General features: G+C 66.1%; 10 protein-coding genes and 1 pseudogene. 1 reads left to right on the plus strand and 10 read right to left on the minus strand.

Annotation, left to right across the window (positions count from 1 at the left end):
• Positions 1–488: 488 nt before the first annotated feature.
• Both ABE522_RS02265 and ABE522_RS02270 read right to left on the minus strand, forming a co-directional pair.
• Positions 489–1,256: a hypothetical protein gene (locus ABE522_RS02265; protein WP_346590254.1), complete on the minus strand. Its 768-nt coding sequence runs from the start codon at positions 1,254–1,256 to the stop codon at positions 489–491.
• 81 nt (positions 1,257–1,337) lie between these two features.
• Positions 1,338–1,742 carry a hypothetical protein gene (locus ABE522_RS02270; protein WP_346590255.1) on the minus strand — a complete coding sequence of 135 codons (405 nt, stop codon included), beginning with the start codon at positions 1,740–1,742 and terminating at the stop codon, positions 1,338–1,340.
• Positions 1,743–1,954: 212 nt separating this feature from the next.
• On the opposite strand from ABE522_RS02270, the gene ABE522_RS02275 reads away from it, so the two are divergent.
• On the plus strand, positions 1,955–4,603 hold the full coding sequence (locus ABE522_RS02275) for an excinuclease ABC subunit UvrA (RefSeq protein ID WP_346590256.1): 2,649 nt from the start codon (positions 1,955–1,957) through the stop codon (positions 4,601–4,603).
• A 561-nt stretch (positions 4,604–5,164) separates the two neighbouring features.
• Here the strand turns inward: ABE522_RS02275 and ABE522_RS02280 are convergent.
• The 8 genes and pseudogenes from ABE522_RS02280 to ABE522_RS02315 all read right to left on the minus strand — a co-directional run bounded on the left by ABE522_RS02280 (position 5,165) and on the right by ABE522_RS02315 (position 17,982).
• A complete protein-coding gene (locus ABE522_RS02280) occupies positions 5,165–6,106 on the minus strand; it encodes an NAD(P)/FAD-dependent oxidoreductase (protein WP_346590258.1) in 942 nt (313 codons plus the stop codon).
• Between the two features lie 114 nt (positions 6,107–6,220).
• Positions 6,221–7,069, minus strand: a complete 849-nt coding sequence (locus tag ABE522_RS02285; protein WP_406846286.1) for an aldose epimerase family protein — start codon at positions 7,067–7,069, stop codon at positions 6,221–6,223.
• Positions 7,059–8,033 carry a glycoside hydrolase family 43 protein gene (locus ABE522_RS02290; protein WP_346590301.1) on the minus strand — a complete coding sequence of 325 codons (975 nt, stop codon included), beginning with the start codon at positions 8,031–8,033 and terminating at the stop codon, positions 7,059–7,061. Before ABE522_RS02290 ends, ABE522_RS02285 begins: the two co-directional genes overlap by 11 nt.
• Positions 8,034–8,048: 15 nt before the next feature.
• Positions 8,049–9,521: pseudogene (locus ABE522_RS02295) on the minus strand (MFS transporter); the annotation flags it as partial.
• A gap of 10 nt (positions 9,522–9,531) precedes the next feature.
• The gene (locus ABE522_RS02300) at positions 9,532–12,186 is read right to left on the minus strand and encodes a glycoside hydrolase family 3 protein (RefSeq protein ID WP_346590303.1); all 2,655 of its coding nucleotides are present in this window, start codon (positions 12,184–12,186) and stop codon (positions 9,532–9,534) included.
• 29 nt (positions 12,187–12,215) lie between these two features.
• Entirely contained in the window at positions 12,216–13,913 is a 1,698-nt protein-coding gene (locus tag ABE522_RS02305; RefSeq protein WP_406846287.1) for a glycoside hydrolase family 43 protein, read from the minus strand.
• Complete coding sequence (locus ABE522_RS02310) at positions 13,913–15,895, minus strand: sialate O-acetylesterase (RefSeq protein WP_346590261.1); 1,983 nt, start codon at positions 15,893–15,895, stop codon at positions 13,913–13,915. The genes ABE522_RS02305 and ABE522_RS02310 overlap by 1 nt, the downstream gene beginning before the upstream one ends.
• A complete protein-coding gene (locus ABE522_RS02315) occupies positions 15,892–17,982 on the minus strand; it encodes an alpha-glucuronidase family glycosyl hydrolase (RefSeq protein WP_346590263.1) in 2,091 nt (696 codons plus the stop codon). Before ABE522_RS02315 ends, ABE522_RS02310 begins: the two co-directional genes overlap by 4 nt.
• Positions 17,983–18,108: the final 126 nt, after the last annotated feature.

Consider the following 18,108-nt stretch of genomic DNA (forward strand, 5'->3'; position numbering starts at 1 on the left):
AGCGTTGCCGCCGCTGGGTAGCTTTCGGCCGGCACTGGCTCAAGCTTTGGATCGGCTCTTGCTTCCCTTCCGGGCCTACTGGCAAGGACGAGCTCGCCAGATCTAAGGATGGTCTAAGCAAATCTGCGCGAAATCCGACGGTAGTGCCGGCCGCTGGCCGGGAAGCTAATGCTCGGGATTCGCCCTGCACAAGCGCTGACGCACCACCCGAAGGGGAACGGGCATGGCGGCCAACAAAGAGCAGCATTTCATGCCGCGTTGCTACCTGAAAGGCATTCACCGATGATGGTGACAACGACGCCATTAACAACTTCAACGTTTGCGGAGCCGGTGCTTATGGTCAGGGCGAGCGCTTGAAGGACGCTATCAGCAACATTGAGGCTTCCTACGATGACGAGGCACTGACGCTCATCGCCGGGTGCGGGCCGCTGAGCCTACGGGTCGGCTTTATGCTGTAGGCCCGGAGCCCCCAGTCGCTGTCATTGAGCTCATGACCGCGGCACTTGGGAGCGCTGCGCCTCATATGGACATAACCGAGTCGATGGCTTCCCTTCAAGAGTGCTGCGCACAAGCTCATCCACTTCTCGCCAAGGCCTGATTGAGTCAGTCAAATAGCTGTATCCAACACCCAGCCGTCCTTTCCGAAAGTTGACGAGGCATCGCTCTGCTCCGCTACCTACGCCCGGCTCACTAAAGCACTTTCCTTGAAAAGGGAACTCGCCGATGCGATACAGCAATGACGGCGCAGCGATGAAACGGAAGCCGCCAGCCAGCCAGCCCGCTTGATCGCCTTCCAGCACCACTATCCCGTATTCAGGCCGTTCGGTACGTACTTCCCAGCTTCTTTTGGACCAATCCGACCAGCCGGGCGCATTGGGCGGATCGCAACTTAGCGCGACCCCGATCGGCGATTTCACAGCTTCATCGAGACAGCTCTTGCTGAGCGGGCTCGCGGTGAAGATGGTCAGTGACGCTGAATCTGCTTCGCGTGTACCCCTTTCTTTCATGCTGACCCTGAGAGCACCGGATCTTGATTGGCGGGCATCCGTTGCCTCCTGGGTCCTGGCACCAATCCTTATGGTCTCGCCACAGTATGAAAGGACGCCGTCGCTGACGGTCGCAACATCAGCTTGCTTCATTGCGGACATCTGAGCCTCCCGCCCTCCCCCGTCCGCACCGAACTTGACCCAGATGAACCCAGCGACGGCCAGTGCACTTAGCGCCAGTCCAGCCTTGGCGGCGACTTTCATTTCCATAACGCTTCCTCGTCCGCTGATCCAGTCATGCGCTATCTCCGCATGGGGACGCACAAGGCGCCCCTATGCGGAGGCCAAACGTTACTGTGCTGCCAACAGGACCACCGCACCATGCTGGATCGGGGCAAAGAGGTTTGCACTGGTGCCTGCGCGATCCCAGCGACCGTTTGCCATTTCGGTCACCAGGTGATCGATCTCCGTCCTGGAGCTCTGATGGAGCCCTCCATGCGACGCGATGGCCGCGCTTGAGTCATCCTCCGCCCGGGCTTCAACCTCATCAGCCCTCAGCCAGCGGTCAAACCCAATGGCGATGCCATCCAGACGCTTGGCGGGCTCAGCGTACCAGCCTTCGATGGTGATGCGACCCTGCCCCTCGCCCACCAGTACGTCCAAGCTGTCGCCTTCCCAGCGGAACTGGACGGGCTCGTTGTCGTAGATCCGAAGCTCCAGTTCATCCCAGCCATCCGCATCTAGATCATCGATCACGTCGTGACCGTCACCACGGAGAACACATAACGATCATTGCCTTCGCCACCGATAAGCCGATCATTGCCCGCAACATTATCCCTCCGCGCCCACACCGAGCAGCGGCAGTAGGATTCCACAACACCCTCACCAACCTTCACCCCACAGCAGCGAGAATGAGCCATCGGGCGCGCTGTCACGCGTGCCGCTCACTGCCCCGCAGGACCGCCGCCATGCCCCACCCGCCCATCGATCCGCCATCCTCCGCTGCCGCATCCAGTGGTTGCATCGAGGTCCGCGGAGCGCGCGAGCATAACCTCAAGAATGTCGATGTCTCCATTCCGCGCAATGCGCTGGTCGTGTTCTCGGGGGTATCGGGTTCGGGAAAGTCATCGCTGGCCTTTGGCACCGTCTTCGCTGAGGCGCAGCGGCGCTATTTCGAGTCTGTAGCGCCCTACGCACGGCGCCTGATCGACCAGGCCGGCGTGCCCGATGTGGATGCCATCGACGGGCTGCCGCCGGCGGTAGCACTGCAGCAGCAGCGCGGGGCCAGTAATGCACGTTCATCGGTGGGCAGTGTGACCACGCTGTCCAGCCTGGTGCGGATGATGTATTCGCGTGCTGGGGCCTACCCGCCCGGCCAACCCATGCTGTACGCCGAGGACTTCTCACCCAACACGCCGCAGGGCGCCTGCAGCACCTGCCATGGTCTTGGTCACGTCTACGAGGTGACCGAAGCACTGATGGTTCCCGACCCGTCGCTGAGCATCCGCGAACGTGCCATCGCCTCCTGGCCGCCTGCATGGCACGGCCAGAACCTGCGCGACATCCTGGTCACGCTGGGCTACGACATCGACGTGCCGTGGAAGAAGCTGCCGAAGAAGGACAGGGAGTGGATCCTGTTCACCGAGGAAGCGCCAAGCGTGCCGGTCTATGCAGGCTTCACCCCGGCCGAAACCCGCGCCGCCCTGAAGCGGAAGCTTGAACCGAGCTACATGGGGACCTTCACCGGCGCCCGCCGCTACGTGCTGCACACCTTTGCCACGACCCAGAGCGCGCTGATGCGGAAGCGGGTTTCCCGCTATATGGAGGGCAAGCTGTGTCCCGCCTGCCACGGCAAGCGCCTGAAACCTGAAGCGCTATCGGTCACCTTCGCCGGCGTGGACATCGGCGAGTTCATGCGGCTGCCATTGGATCAACTGGCGGATCTGCTGGAGCCCGTGGCACAGGGTGATTTCAGCGCACATAGCCGTGGCTCACGCAGCAGGAACGCGACACGCCGCGACCGCGCCCAACGGATGGCAAGCGGGCGCACCGCCCACGCCGCGGCGCCTGACGTACGCCTGACCTCGGCCATGTCGGAGGAAAAGCGCATGGCGGCCCAGCGGCTGGCGGGCGGCATCATGGCGCGTGTCTCGCAGCTGCGTTCGCTCGGCGTGGGGTATCTCTCCCTGGATCGCGCGACACCCACGCTTTCGGCCGGAGAACTGCAGCGTCTGCGACTGGGTACGCAGCTGAGTTCTTTGCTTTTCGGCGTGCTGTACGTGCTGGATGAGCCATCGGCTGGCCTGCACCCTGCCGACAGCGAGGCGCTGTACGATGCGCTTGGCCAGCTGCGCGACGGGGGAAACTCGGTTTTTGTCGTCGAACACGATCTGGAGCTGATGCGCCGCGCGCAATGGCTGGTGGATGTTGGCCCGCAGGCGGGCGAGCACGGCGGGCGCGTTCTCTACAGTGGCGAACCCGGTGGCCTGCGCCAGGTGCAGGATTCCCGCACCGCCCAGTATCTTTTCGACCAGGTGCCTGCGCCTGCAAGCCGCAAGCGCAACGCCGCGAGCTGGCTGGAACTGAAGGGTATCCACCGCCACAACCTGCAGGGAGTGGATGCGCAGCTGCCGCTGGGATTGCTGACTGCAGTGACCGGGATTTCGGGGTCGGGCAAGTCCAGCCTGATGGCGCAGGCGCTGCCGGAGTTGGTACTACTGCACCTGGGCCATGAGCCGCCGGATGATGGCGCCGATGTCGCGCCCACGGATGGGCCATCCGTCATCGAAGCAACGCGCGGCCAGCTGGCAGGCGATGTGGACGCCATCCAGCGGGTCGTCCAGGTGGACCAGAAGCCCATCGGCCGCACGCCGCGGTCGAACCTTGCCACCTATACCGGGCTGTTCGACCATGTGCGGAAGCTGTTCGCCAGCACCCCGGATGCACGCCGACGCCGTTTCGATGCGGGCCGTTTCTCTTTCAACGTGGCCAAAGGCCGGTGTCCGACCTGCGAGGGCGAAGGGTTCGTCAGTGTCGAGCTGCTGTTCATGCCCAGCGTCTACGCGCCCTGCCCTACATGCCATGGCGCGCGCTACAACGAGGCCACGCTGAAGGTGCTGTGGAATGGCCGCAACATCGCCGAGGTCCTGCAGTTGACGGTTGACCAGGCGCACGCGTTCTTCGGCGAGGAGGATGCGATTGCCCGCTCGCTGCAGGTGCTACGGGAAATCGGCTTGGGCTATCTACGGCTGGGCCAGCCGGCGACGGAACTTTCAGGCGGAGAGGCACAACGCATCAAGCTGGCAACCGAGCTGCAGCGCGGCCAGCGGGGGCGCACGCTCTATGTGCTCGACGAACCGACTACCGGCCTGCATGCGTCGGACGCGGACAGGTTGATGCTTCAGCTGCAGCGGTTGGTTGATGCAGGGAACACGGTGGTGATGATCGAGCATGACATGCGGGCGGTGGCGCAGGCCGATTGGGTGATTGACGTGGGGCCTGGCGCAGGTGCTGCGGGCGGCACCGTAGTGGCGAAGGGAACGCCGCATCAGGTGTCTCGCGCCAAGGCAAGCAGGACGGCCCCTTTCCTCGCGCGCGAACTCTCGCGCAGCGGCTAAGCCGCGGGCAGGTGAGAATGATCCAGTATGCGGGCCAGGTGCTGTAGCCGGCCGAACCTACAGCCCGCTCATTGCTCGCGGCACCGCTGCCAACCGCCCGAAGGAGACGAAACCTGCTCCCACCCGTTGGGCAGCTTTCGCATGGCTTGGCCTCCCACACAGGACAGACCCGAGCGGCGAGCGGCTTCCGATCCAAGAGATGGCAGCTGGACCACGTCATCGGATGGCCCCGGCCTTCCTGCGCGCCGTGCTTCATCTGTCAGCGTCTGCGATTCCAAGCGTTCGCAGTACGCCTTCATGCGCGGATGGGGATGATTGGGCCAGCGGTACTGCTCGCAGTTGAATGGCGTTGTGCTCTTCGCCATGGAGTTATGTGCTGGCTTGGGAGGTACTGGGAGTGGCCTGGGAGCCGGGCCAGTCGCCGAGCGGATTTGTTGCGCAACGCATGGTGCCGCAGCGACCAGCAGAAGAGTCAGTACCCCAGTCCGAATATCCATATCCGCCCCCGTTATGTTGGGAGAATGATAAAGGATCACGGCAAGACGTGACGCGTCACAAAGGTCAATCGTCAGCGAGCAGGCCCAGCAACGATCGGTGGGCAGCGACGCCTGCCAACGCTCCCTCTCCCACTGCCAGCGCAATGTTCCCGGCGAACCGGGCGGCGTCTCCGCAGGCGAACACCCCCGGTACGGTGGTCTGCTTGGCCGAATCGGTGGTGATGCATCCTGCGTCCTCGATGGCGCAACCCAACTGTGTGGAAAGGTCCGATGCCAGCCTGGTGTGCGGATGGACGAACAGCGCCGCAACGTCCCGCCCTCGCCCGTCGGCGAAGTTCAGGGTTGCTTTCCCGGTCATGCCGATCAAGGCGTTTTCTTCCAGGTTCACGCCGATAGTGCGCAGTTCGGCGGACAGTTCTTCCAGGTCGGCCCCGCTCAGCTCCCCAGCGTGGACCGCGGTGATGTTTCCCCACTGCGAAAGCGCCTTGACCTGGTCCACTGCCTCCTTTCTGGGGGCCACGAGCAACCCAATATCTGTTCCGCGGATTTCATAGCCGTGGCAGTAAGGGCAATGCAGGACCGTCTCGCCCCACCGCTCCGCAAGCCCTGGCAGGTCCGGCAGCTGATCCACCACGCCATGGGCGAGGATCAACCTTTTTGCGTGGTATGGCTTGCCGGATGCGCAGCGGAGCAGAAAACCAGTCTCCAGGGAGCCGGAAGCCTCAAGCACCTCGTCCGTCGACCATTGCACTCGCTCATAGGTGAGCAATTGCTGGCGGCTCACCTCGAGAATCCGTGCAGGGGCAACGCCATCCCAGCCCAGCCAACCGTGCGCCTTCGTGGCGCGCTGGTTGCGCGGCTGACCGTGATCAATGACCAGCACCGTTCGGCATGCCCTCGCAAGCTGCAAGGCAGCCGACATGCCAGCATGACTTCCGCCGACAACGACGGCGTCGAAGGTGGGCGGTTCCTGCGAAAGTGGCTTGTTCGGGTCGATCATCGTCATTCGTCAGCTTCGTTGATCGGGCAGTGATCCGCTGCTGGAGGTCATTGAATACCGACGCGCATCAAGGCTGCGTAATCACGGCATGGAAAGGGGTGAAAGTGGCCTCTGCAAGGATCATCCGTGTACCTCGCTCTCCCACATCAATTCAAACCGCAACTCCAACCGCTCCCCCGGCCCCAACCGCCTCGGCAGCAACGTAAACCCATCAGGCGGCCCCGTCTGCGGTTCCACACAGGTAGCGTACGTAGTCCCGTCATACACCACCCAATGGTCCGTATCCGCCTGCAGCCGCAGCCGCTGTCCTTCCGCGACCAGCGTCACCTCGGCCCGGTTGATGAAACAGTCGTCCCACGGGGCAGGCGCGGGGGTGATGCAAGGCAGCGTGGCAATGCCCTCCCCGTCCCGCGGATACATCGCACTCGGTGAGAACAGCAGCTGGTCCGGCTTGCGGAACCAGGGATGCCAGCCGATCACGGCGGGCATCGCCTTGTCGCCGGCCTGCACCGCAAGCCGCAGTTCGACGCCGTCCGGCACGACATGGATACACTGCGTCGCAAGGCCACCGAACGGCCAGTAGCGGTCTTCCGGAAGGGCCAACGACAACATCGCAGTGTCCACTTCGAGGCGCTTGATCTGCCATGGCCTCGAGAATCCCACCCCGTGGATCGCATGCGCCCCAAGGTTCGCAGGCAGCGTGAAATCCTTGCCATCAAAGCTGAAGCGACCACGCCGGATGCGCCCAGCCCAGGGCACCATCGGGTAGCACCCCCAGCCGATGGCAGCCGCCCTGCCCTCGCGCTCGCCTGCCAGCCAGTCCACGCCGTCGTACCGCATCTGCGCGATCCGTCCGCCTGCTTCAGGAGCGAGCGCGATCGCCACCCTGCCCGCCCGCAGCCAATGCAGCTGGCCACCTGCCAGCGGCGCCTGCGCATCATCCAGCGGTGACCAAGGTTCAAGCGCCATAAGGGTCGATGGTGCGGATGCTGCCATCGGCTTCCATGTGCAGCGGCGTGCACTTGACCGAGCGCAGGTGGGTGACCCCGCCGGACGCCAAGGCATCGTGGTAGAACAGATACCACTGTCCCTCGAATGCGCAGATGGAATGGTGCGTGGTCCAGCCCACCACCGGCTTGAGGATCACCCCGCCATAGATGAACGGTCCATACGGACTATCGCTGGTTGCGTAGCACAGAAGGTGCGTATCACCGGTGGAGTACGACAGGTAATACCGCCCTTGGTACTTGTGCAGCCAGGGTCCCTCGAAGAAGCGGCGCGCATGGTCATCGGCGCGCAGCGGCAGTCCGTGCTCATCCAGGATCACGATTTCCCGGGTGGGCTCGGCAAGCCGGGTCATGCCTGCTTCCAGCCGACCAACGCGTGGCCCCAATGCAGGCGCATCGCCGGTGGGCTCCTCGTGCGCCGCATCGAAGCGGTTGTCACGGTACTTCTGCAGCTGGCCCCCCCAGATGCCACCGAAGTACAGGTAATGCGTGCCGTCGTCGTCCTCGAACACCGCCGGGTCGATCGAGTACGTGCCCTCCATCGCCTCTGCTTCGGCAGTGAACGGGCCCTCCGGACGATCCCCTACCGCCACGCCGATGCGGAACAGGCCCTGCGCATCCTTGGCGGGGAAATAAAGGTAATAGCGCCCATCACGGCTTGCCGCGTCCGGCGCCCACATCTGCCGGCTGGCCCAGGGAACATCGCGCACATGCAGCGCGATGCCGCAGTCGATGGCCTCGCCAGCGGGCGTATCCATCCGCAGCACATGGTAGTCCTCCATGCCGAAGTGACCGCCCTCGTCATCGAACGGAGCACCGCTGTCGATGTCGTGCGAGGGATAGATGTACAGCCGCCCTTCGAACACGTGGGCCGACGGATCTGCCGTGTAAAGGTGGGTCACCACGGGCCGGGAGATCGCACGCACCGCCAGCTGGTCAAGGTTGCCAGCCTGCCGGCGCTGCAGCAGCTCCTGCTCGATCCGGTTCTCCATACGCTTGTCGATCTCATACAGGAACAGCAGCGCCACCGCGAGCAGGAACGGGATCGAGCAGTAGACGCTGACCGTAAGACGGATGCCGTCCACCACCGCCTGCGGCTGCTGTTCCGCGCCAGCCTGGTAGCCATGGTGCGCGAGGATCCCCGCAACCAGCGCACCGCCAATGCTCAGGCCGATCTTCAGGCCGCACAGCATCGCGGAGAACACGATCGCGGTGGCGCGGCGGTGGTTCTTCCACTCCGAATAGTCGGCGACGTCGGCGATCATCGCCCACAGCAGCGGGATGGTGATTCCGTAGCAGAACCCATGCAGCATGAAGGCGATGAAGGCCACGCCGACTGCGGTGGGCGGGAAGAAGTAGAACGCCAGCAGGAACAGCGTGCACACCAGCAGCGCGCCACCGAAGACATCCCGTTTGCCGAAGCGGTCAGCCAGCCGGCGCGATACGCCGATGCCCAGGATCATGCAGAGGATGCCGCACGCGTTGAACAGGCTGAAGGCCGAGGTCGCCGGGTCTTCCGGCCAGCTGAATCCGGCCAGGCCCCACCTGCTCAGCGTTGCGTTCAATCCGCCGATGAAAGCGTTGAAGCCGGAGCTGTCGAGGAAGCCCGCCAGCGCGGCATCTCGCATGTAGTACTGGAAATAGTAGATGTAGGTGCCGCCCTTCAGGGCCAGGTTGACGAACACCAGGATGGTCAGCAGCAGCATCACCTTCCACGGCCGGTTGCGCAGCAGGTCGGACAGGTCCTGCAGTACGCCGGCGGTCTGTTCCCGGGCCGGGACGATGCGTTCGCGCGTGGTGGCGAAGGTGGTCAGGAAGAACAGCGTGCCCACCACCGCGAACACCGTCATGACCCGCTCGAAGCCCAGCATGCGATCGCCACCGCCGAGGATCAGCACCAGCGGCAACAGCAGCACCTGGATGATGAACTGCGCGATCATCACCGCCACGAAGCGGTAGGCCGACAGGCTGTTGCGCTGGGCCATGCTGCCGGTAAGCACCCCGCTGAGCGCGGAGTACGGCAGGTTGTTGGCCGCGTATACCAGCATCAGCAGGCCGTAGGTGGCCACGGCGTAGACGATCTTCGCGCGGGGCCCCAGGTCCGGCGTGCTGAAGGCAAGCAAGGACAACACCCCGAACGGAATCGCCGTCCACAGGATCCACGGCCGGAACTTGCCCCAGCGGCTGACCGTGCGATCGGCGGCAATGCCGACCAGCGGCGTAAACACGAACGCGCCGAGCACGCCGATCACGAAGATGATCGTTGCGGCGGTGGCGGGCGGAAGCCGATATACGTCGGTGTAGAAGAACGCCAGGTAGGTGATCAGCGTCTGGAAGATCAGGTTCGCCGCGAGATCGCCCAGGCTGTAGCCTACCTTTTCCCGGATCGACAGCGTGTGTTCGGTGCTTGCCACGCTGCCTGCATCAGTCACGGCCGGCCTCCACGGTGAACCTGCCTGTCGCGCGGATGTCGGTGCTGGAGCTGCCCACCCTGGCCTCGTAGGATCCGGCCGGCACGGCATACGCCGCGCGTATCTCGTCGTACTGGCGCAGGGCGTCCTTCGCCTGCAGATCAAAGGCGACCGTGCGCCGTTCGCCCGGGGCCAGGTGGACACGCTGGAAGCCGCGCAGCTCCTGCTGGGCATCGCCGGGCTGTGCCTGCATGCGCCGCACATACAACTGCACGACTTCATCGCCCGGGCGCTTGCCGGCGTTGGTTATCTCGACCTGCACCTTGAGCGTCCCGTCGCCGCCGATGCGGGCGGAATCGAGCTGCAGCGTGCCGTAGTTGAACCGGGTGTAGGACAGCCCGTGTCCAAACGGATACAGCGGGGCGCCGCGGAAATAGCGGTAGGTGCGTCCTTCCATCGTGTAATCGTCGAACGCCGGCATCGCCTGGTCCGCCTTGTAGAAGGTGACCGGAAGGCGTCCGCCGGGATTGACGTCGCCAAACAGGGCCTGGCCTACGGCCGTGCCACCTCGTTGCCCGGGGTACCAGCTCATCAGGATTGCCGGCACATTCGTATCGGCCCAGTCCACGGCCAGCGCGGAGCCGCCGGTCAGCACCATCACCACCGGCTTGCCGGTGGCATGCAGGGCTTCCAGCAGTGCACGCTGCGGCGCGGGCAGGCGCAGATCGGTACGGTCACCGCCGGCGAAACCGGGGTAGTTGACCTTCATTTCTTCGCCTTCCACATCGCCGGTCAGCCCGCCGACAAACACCACCACGTCCGCTTCGCGGGCTGCGTCCACCGCTTCCTCGAACGGCGGCTTCGCACCGGGCATGCGCCAGCCCAGCCGCACGCCGGCATCGCGCTCGGCATCGAAGTATTCAAGCTTCAGCGCGTAGGCGCGTCCGGCCTGCAGGTCCAGTTCAACGCCATCGCCCTGCAGGCGATCGCTGTCACCCCACCGGTCCAGTACCCGCTTGCCATCGATGTACAGGCGGTAGCCGTCGTCGGCTGCTGCCTCTATGCGGTAGCGGCCAGACACCGGCGGCACCAGCTCGCCACTCCAGCGGATGCTGAAACCATCGCTGGGAATGCCCTGCCCCGGCGCGGCTTCACCGCGGGCCAGCAGGTTGTCGGTCGGTGAACCGCGATCCCAGCGGAAGCCGATCTGGGCGTCGGTGCGCACCAGGGCCGGCGTGCCGGACAGATCCGCCGTACGGAAGTACTCCCCGCGCAGGCCCCGTTCCGGCGAGTCGGCCGACGGCCGCAGGTAGGCCGCTTCGATCAGCGGGGTGGCGTTGGGATCGTCGCGCCCTTCGACCAGGTCCACGCCGCGTGCATAGCGCACCTCGATGCCCTTCGCTGCATCGCGTATTCCCTGCAGGACGGTCACCGGTGCGGCCGGCGTGCCGAAGTAGTTGCCGAGCAGCGCCATGGTGTCATCGGCGGTGGGGCCGACCACGGCGATGCGCTTGAGGTCGCGTGACAGCGGCAGCACGCCTTCGTTCTTCAGCAGTACCAGCGATTCCTGCGCGGCCTTCAACGCCAGCGCATCGTGCGCCGGGGCCTGGTTCACCGATGCGGGAATCCGCGCCCAGCGCACCCGTTCGGCCGGGTCGAACATGCCCAGCCGCATCCGCGCGGTGAACAGCCGGGTCACCGCATCGTCGATTTCTGCTTCAGTGATCAGCCCTTGCCGTACCGCGGCAGGCAGCGTGGCGTACTCCTGGCCACACTCCAGTTCGGTACCGTTCTTGACCGCCAATGCCGCGGCAGCTTCACGGCTGGGAACGATTCTGTGATGCTTCCAGATATCCACGATGGCCCAGCAGTCGGACACCACGTAACCCTTGAATCCCCAGTCGCGGCGCAGTACATCGCGCAGCAGGAAGCGGCTGGCGCTGGCGGACTCGCCGTAGACGCGGTTGTAAGCGCCCATCACCGCATCCACCTGGCCCTCCTTCACCAGCGCTTCGAACGCCGGCAGGTAGGTGTCATACAGATCGCGCTTGCTGGGGCGGGCATCGAAGTGGTGGCGGTCGGCCTCCGGCCCGCTGTGCACGGCCAGGTGCTTGGCCGTGGCATCCAGCTTGCGGTACACCGGGTCGTCGCCCTGCAGTCCGTGCACGAAGGCCACGCCCATGCGCGCAGTGAGGTACGGGTCTTCGCCGTAGGTTTCCTGGCCGCGGCCCCAGCGTGGGTCGCGGAAGATGTTGATGTTCGGCGACCAGTAGGTCAGCCCCTGGTAGCGGCCATGTGACCCTTCGCGGACGAACTGGTGATGCTTGGCCCGCGCTTCGTCACTGATGGTGGTGGCCACCTGGCGCACCAGCGGCACGTCGAAGGTGGCGGCCAGTCCGATGGCCTGCGGGAACACCGTCGCCTGCCCTGCGCGTGCCACCCCGTGCAGGCCTTCGTTCCACCAGTCGTAGGCGGGAACGCCGAGGCGCTCGATGGCCGGCGCGGCGTTCTGCATCTGCGCCGCTTTTTCCTCCAGGGTCATCCGGGCCACCAGCGCGGCGGCGCGGCTTTCAAAGCTTGCCGAGGTGTCGCGCCAGGGCTGGGTTTGGGCCGCTTGGCCGACGCTGCTCAAGGCAATGGCGGCGCACAGCGCCAGCGTGCGGAACATCGGGGGATGGAGCCGGGGCGTGCGCGTCATCATTTACTCCTCAAGGCACGCTCATCGCGTGCGAATGGTCCCAGCAGAGCGCCCACGAAGCCGCCTGCGCGATCAGTACTCAATACCGTTCCATCCACCTCGCCTGCGAGGGTCTGCCAGCCATGCCCGTCGCCGCTGTCGAATGCAAAGGCATAGCGGGCTTCATCACCGGTGATCTTCAGCCGCAGCGAAGCGCTCGCGTCCACCTCGCGGTTGGCCAGCAGCCGGGTCGTCCCGCCGCCGTCGCGTCCTTCCAGGAAGACCGTCACGCGGTCAGCGCCGAGGCGGCGGACGCCAAGGAAATACCAGTACGCTTCACTCTGGAACGCAGCCAATCCAGCCGCCACGCCTGCTGCCGGGCGCCCCATCGCGGTGCTGGCCTGGAAGCGCAGGTGCTGCTGGCGTCGGCCCAGGAAGGCGGGGTTGCGCAGCGTGTCGAGGTTCTCCGCCAGCGGGTGCAGCGTCAGCGCGCCGGGGCGCTCGCGCAGGTCTGCCCATGCTTGCTTGGGCACACGCACGCGCAGCCAGCCGCTGCCGAGCGTCGGCGCATCGAACTCATCGCGATCGACGAAATTGCCGGTGAACGGTGCCTGCGACGCATCGCCCTGCATCCATGACGGTGCCTTGAGCGCATACGGAATGGTCTGGTTGGCTGGCAGGATCACCGGCCAGCCGTCGCGCCAGCGGACCGGCAGCAGGTAGGTCTCCCGCCCCGTGTTGTAGTGGCGCTTGGCATAGTTGCGGCTGGCAAGGAACACCGCCCACCACGACCCATCCGGCCCCTCCACCAGGTCCGCATGGCCGGCATTGGTGATCGGCAGTGGCCGGTCCTCCGGCAGGTCGCGCTGGGTCAGGATGGGGTTGCCCGCATACGGGACGTAAGGTCCCCAGACATCACGGCTGCGCAGCACCACCTGCGAATGCTGCGGCCCGGTGCCGCCCTCTGCATCGGACAGGTAATACCAGCCCTCGCGTTTGTACAGGTGCGGTCCTTCGATCCAGATCGGGTTCTTCGCCGGCTCCACGCCGCCGTCGATCAGCACCTTGCGCGGGCCCATCGGCGCGTAGTTGTCCATGTCGATCTGCTGCATCCAGATCGCACGGTGGCCCTCGTAGCGCGGCCGAGAGGGCGGCACGTCATTGTTCAGCAGGTACACGCGGCCATCGTCGTCGAAGAACAGCGATGGATCGATGCCCTCCACGCCCGGCAGCCAGTGCGGGTCTGACCACGGCCCGGCAGGATCGCTCGCGGTAGCAATGAAGTTGCCGCCACTGTCCACTGCGGTGGTGACCACATGGAACAGGCCGTCGTGGTACGAGATTGCCGGAGCGAAGATACCGCGCGACACGCTCAGGCCATCGAAATCCAGCTGCGTCGGGCGGTCGATGACGTTGCCGATCTGCTTCCAGTGCACCAGGTCCACACTTTCGAAAACGGGGATGCCGGGGAAGTAGGTGAAGCTGGAATTGACCAGGTAGAAGCGGCCGTTCGCACGGGTGATGCTGGGGTCGGCGTGGAAGCCGGCGAGGATCGGGTTGCGGTAGTGCCCGGGCGGCAGGGGCGCTTCGAAGGCAGCGTCACGACCGGCGTACTCGAACCAGTCGAAATGAACCGGTGGCGCAGGCGCGGCCCCCAGCGGCGGCGTCGCAGCGGCCGACAACAGGATCATCGTGGCGAGCAGCAGGCGCGTCAGCATCATGGAATCTCCGCAGCGTCGAGTGACAGTTCGAAGGGGCCGGCCGGTGCGCCGCTGCGATCGCGCAGTGTGCAGATCGGGCCATCGGCCCAGCAGTAGCGCACGCGCGCGCCGGGCGCTGGCTGCGGGCTTTGCAGCACCACGTCAGGGCCGTCCAGCAGCGCCTCCACGTAGGTGCATTGCCGCGCCTGCGCATCGCATAGTTCGAAGCCGATGGGGCCGTTGGCACCGGTGGTGGCCAGGGCGCCGGTGACGTCATCGAAGGCGATCCGTATCCCCGCAGGAGTACGCGATGCCGTGCGTGCGGTCGGGCCGGACGCGGCGATCGCGCGCTCGCCGTAGACGACGCGGCGTGCCACGCGCGCCAGGCGCCGGCCGAGTTCCTGTTTGTTGGGGGGATGGATGTCGTAGGCGTCGCCGATGTCGATCGCCAGTGCGAGGCCGGCGTGCGGGTCTTCTGCCACGACCCGCCGCTGCGCCTCGCGGACATGTGCCCAGCCGCTTTCCGTCGGTGCTTCGGGCGGCTGGCCATAGCCGGCCAGCTGCACCACCAGCAAGGGCACCTGCGCACCGAACCGCGCGCGCCAGTCATCGCGCAGGCCGCGCAGGCGTACCGCATAGTCCGCGCCGTCGCCGGTATTGGATTCGCCCTGGTACCAGAGTATTCCGCGCAGGCCAGGCTGGCCGAGCGGGGCGATCATGCCGTTGTGGAGCGTCGACAACCCCGTGGCGGCGTGCCACGGCGCCAGCGGTGGGGCCTGCGCCGTGGGCGCTGGCTGGTACTGCCAGGGCGCGTCCAGCACCAGGCGCGTGCCATCGTCCAGCACCAGCGCTTGGGCGCTTGCAGGACCTGCCAGGCCGCCGTCGCCATAGGTATCCAGCACATTGATCACCACCGTGTTGGCACCGGCATCCAGCAGGCCCGCCGGCACCGCATAGGACCGCGCCGTGCCGGGCGCGTTCTCGCTGCCCACGGCCACGCCGTTGACCCAGGTCATGTCCGTCTCATCCACCGCACCCAGTTCAAGGCGTGCGCCCTGCCCTGCCTGTGCCACGGTCAGGGTCACCTGGCTGCGGTACCAGACCATGCCGTTGTAGTGGGAAAGCGCAGGCACGCCCCAGTGCTCCCATGCCCCCAGCAGGGACGGCGCTTGCTGCCAGCCGGTGCGATCTGCCGCGGGCTGCCATGGGCGTTCATCGGCGCCCGCGCCCGTGTGCGTGGACCACCACTGCTGCCAGTGTTGGCCCCATCGGACGGTGGCGGCCACCGGATCGGTTGCGTACAGCGCCAGTACGTCCAGCGCCGGGTCCATGCCGTCCTGTCGGCGCAGGGCAGAGGCGCTGGTCCATGCCTCGATGCGGGAACCGCCCCACGCCGCCTGAATCAGCCCCATCGGTACCGCGACCGTCTTCTGCAGCTCACGCGCGAAGTAGAAGCAGGCAGCGGAAAAGTCGCGCACGGTAGCCGGCGACGCGGGCTGCCAGGCAACGGGTCCTGCAAACTCCTGTCGTGGCGAAACGGCCGCCGCCTTCGGCACGCTGAACAGGCGGATCATCGGCTGCGTGGCGGCAGCGATTTCGCTGGCGGCATCGAGCGCGCGCCAGACCGGAAGCTCCATGTTCGACTGCCCGGAACACAGCCAGACGTCGCCCATCTGCACATCGCGCACGACCTGGACGGCATCCCCGGCCCGGATCGCCAGTTCGTACGGGCCGCCTGCCGCCAGCGGCGGCAGCATGGCCAGCCAGTGGCCGCTGTCATCGGCGCGCGCGGTGGCGTTCCGGCCCGCCAGCTCCACCCGGACGCTGACGCCCGAAGCGGCAGTCCCCCAGACCGGAATCTCCTGGTCCCGCTGCAGGACGGCGTGATCCTGGAACAGCGGATGCAGCAACGTCGCCACCGTGTGCTGCGCCGGTGCGGGCCCTGCGCAGCAGCCCAGCGTGATCGCCAGCAGCCAGCCCCTCCACGCTGCCCGGCTCATCGGCCATCTCCCGGCGCGGACGGAGACTGCAGGGCCTGGTACCACGCCAGCGGATGCGGCGGCGCGGCCTCTCCCTCCGGCAAGGGCCGGCCGCTGACCGCCTGGAAGTACGCCACGCTGGCGTCGCGCCACCACTGTGCTTCGCGGCGCTGGATGCGCAGGAAGGCGTCAACCTGCGCGTAGCGTTGTGCATCCACCCTGCCGCGCAGGCCTGCCCAGGTACTCTGCATGTCCTCGACACCGCGCACGCCCTGCGCATAGCGCCGGACCAGTTCGTCCCACAGGGTCTGGCCGGACGCCATGCGGTGGTCCCATGGCAGGTGGTGGAACCACAACATCAACGATTCGGGGACCTGCTGCGGGTCACCGTAGCGGTCTGCCACGTGCAGCGCGTACTGGGCCACGGCATTGCTGCCGCGCGCGGTGCGGTCAAAGCCGATGCCATCGCGGTCGGCGCGGTGGTAGTACACCGACGTCCAGTCCGCGCGCGGACCGCCGTCGACCCACGGGCCGGGGCCATGGTGGTGTCCGCGCGCCATCAGGTGATGCAGGCCAAGCGGGGTCATGTAGTTCACCGCCGCCTCGCGCGAGCCCATCATCATGCCGACGATGGGCTGTACCACCCCGCGATCCGGTGAGAAGGTCATCGCCGCCCACTCCGCCGCGATGTCGGCGGCGCGCTGCCCCGGGTTCCACGCAAGACGGCCGAAGGCGTACCAGTTGGCCTGGTCGAAGTGCGATCCACTCCAGGTGCGATCGTTGCCGATATTCGCGACGCCGGCCATGCCAGTGAGCGTTTGCGCCACGGTGGAACGTCTACCGCGTGCGTGGGTTTCGGCGTGCAGCACTTCCTCGTACAGTGGCCCCAGATACACCAGGTGCGTGGCGAAGCCGAGATACTCCTTGGTGATCTGGACCTCCATCATCAGCGGGGTACGCGGCATGGCACCGAACAGCGGATGGAACGGCTCCCGCGGCTGGAAATCGATCGGGCCGTTCTTTACCTGCAGGATCACGTTCGGGCGGAAGCCACCGTCCAGGCCGACAAACTCGGTATAGGCCTGCGTGGCCCGGTCCGCAGGAACGTCGTGCGCATAGACGAAGGCCCGCCACATCACCACGCCGCCATGCGGGGCCAGCGCATCGGCCAGCAGGTTGGCACCTTCGGCGTGCGAACGACCGTAGTCCTGCGGGCCGGGCTGGCCTTCCGAATTGGCCTTTACCAGCAGGCCGCCAAAATCCGGAATGCGGCTGTAGATGTCCGCGGCCTTGTCCCGCCACCACCGCCGTACCGCCGGGTCGAGGGGATCGGCGGTTTCCAGCCCGCCCAGTTCGATCGGCGCGCTGAAGCGCGCGCTCAGGTAGACCCGGATGCCGTAGGGCCGGAACAGGTCGGCCAGCGCCGCTGCCTTGTCCAGATACTCCGGTGCCAGGCTCTGCGCGTTGGCATTCACGTTGTTCAGCACCGTGCCGTTGATGCCCACCGACGCGTTGGCGCGTGCGTAGACGTTATAGCGCGGGTCCCGCCATTCCGGCAGGGTCTGCCACTCCCACAGCGAGCGGCCTGCATAGCCGCGTTCCACATGGCCGTCCAGGTCGTCCCAGTGGTTGAGTACGCGCCGACCGAGCTGCGGCGATTCGCGCACTGCAAGGGTGTCCAGTGCCGTGCCGGCCTGCAGCAGGCGCAGCAGATGGAAGGTGCCGTACAGCACGCCGATATCCGTGCGAGCGGCCACCAGCATCACATCGTGCCCACCCAGACGCGTACGTTCGAGCAGGTAGCCCTCCCCGCCCAGCGATGCCATCTGCTCGCCGAACGGCGCGATCAACGGCGATGACTGCGGCGTACCCAGCACCACGGCAGGCCCGGTGGCCGCCGCAACCCGCATGGGCGGGGCGCTGCCAAGCAGTCCGGCCAGGCCACGCTCCAGCTCTTCGCGTGCGGCGCGCTGTCCCGGTGTGTGATCAGGCGCAACCACTTCGGCCAGCTGCGTGCGGTAGGCGGCGGCAAGCGGGGCATCGAGGGGTGCATAGCGCATCCACAGCGCGTAGCCATCCTCTGCCTGCGCGCTGCCGATGCAGGTCATCAGGGCCACCACGGCAGCCAGGATCCAATGACACCGCTTGCCATCCGGGCGACCCCGCAGCGCGGGCGGTAAACCTTGTAAGCTCGGGACGTGCGCGGCTTGCAATGGCGCCATGAAGCACAACGG

The organism is Stenotrophomonas lacuserhaii (genome assembly GCF_039674585.1).
Classification (GTDB): domain Bacteria; phylum Pseudomonadota; class Gammaproteobacteria; order Xanthomonadales; family Xanthomonadaceae; genus Stenotrophomonas; species Stenotrophomonas pennii_A.

Coding starts and splice junctions, on each gene's coding strand:
- ABE522_RS02305 (WP_406846287.1), bottom strand. CDS start 13,913: ATGCTGACGCGCCTGCTGCTCGCCACGATGATCCTGTTGTCGGCCGCT.
- ABE522_RS02275 (WP_346590256.1), top strand. CDS start 1,955: ATGCCCCACCCGCCCATCGATCCGCCATCCTCCGCTGCCGCATCCAGT.
- ABE522_RS02265 (WP_346590254.1), bottom strand. CDS start 1,256: ATGGAAATGAAAGTCGCCGCCAAGGCTGGACTGGCGCTAAGTGCACTG.
- ABE522_RS02280 (WP_346590258.1), bottom strand. CDS start 6,106: ATGACGATGATCGACCCGAACAAGCCACTTTCGCAGGAACCGCCCACC.
- ABE522_RS02315 (WP_346590263.1), bottom strand. CDS start 17,982: ATGACCTGCATCGGCAGCGCGCAGGCAGAGGATGGCTACGCGCTGTGG.
- ABE522_RS02285 (WP_406846286.1), bottom strand. CDS start 7,069: ATGGCGCTTGAACCTTGGTCACCGCTGGATGATGCGCAGGCGCCGCTG.
- ABE522_RS02300 (WP_346590303.1), bottom strand. CDS start 12,186: ATGTTCCGCACGCTGGCGCTGTGCGCCGCCATTGCCTTGAGCAGCGTC.
- ABE522_RS02310 (WP_346590261.1), bottom strand. CDS start 15,895: ATGAGCCGGGCAGCGTGGAGGGGCTGGCTGCTGGCGATCACGCTGGGC.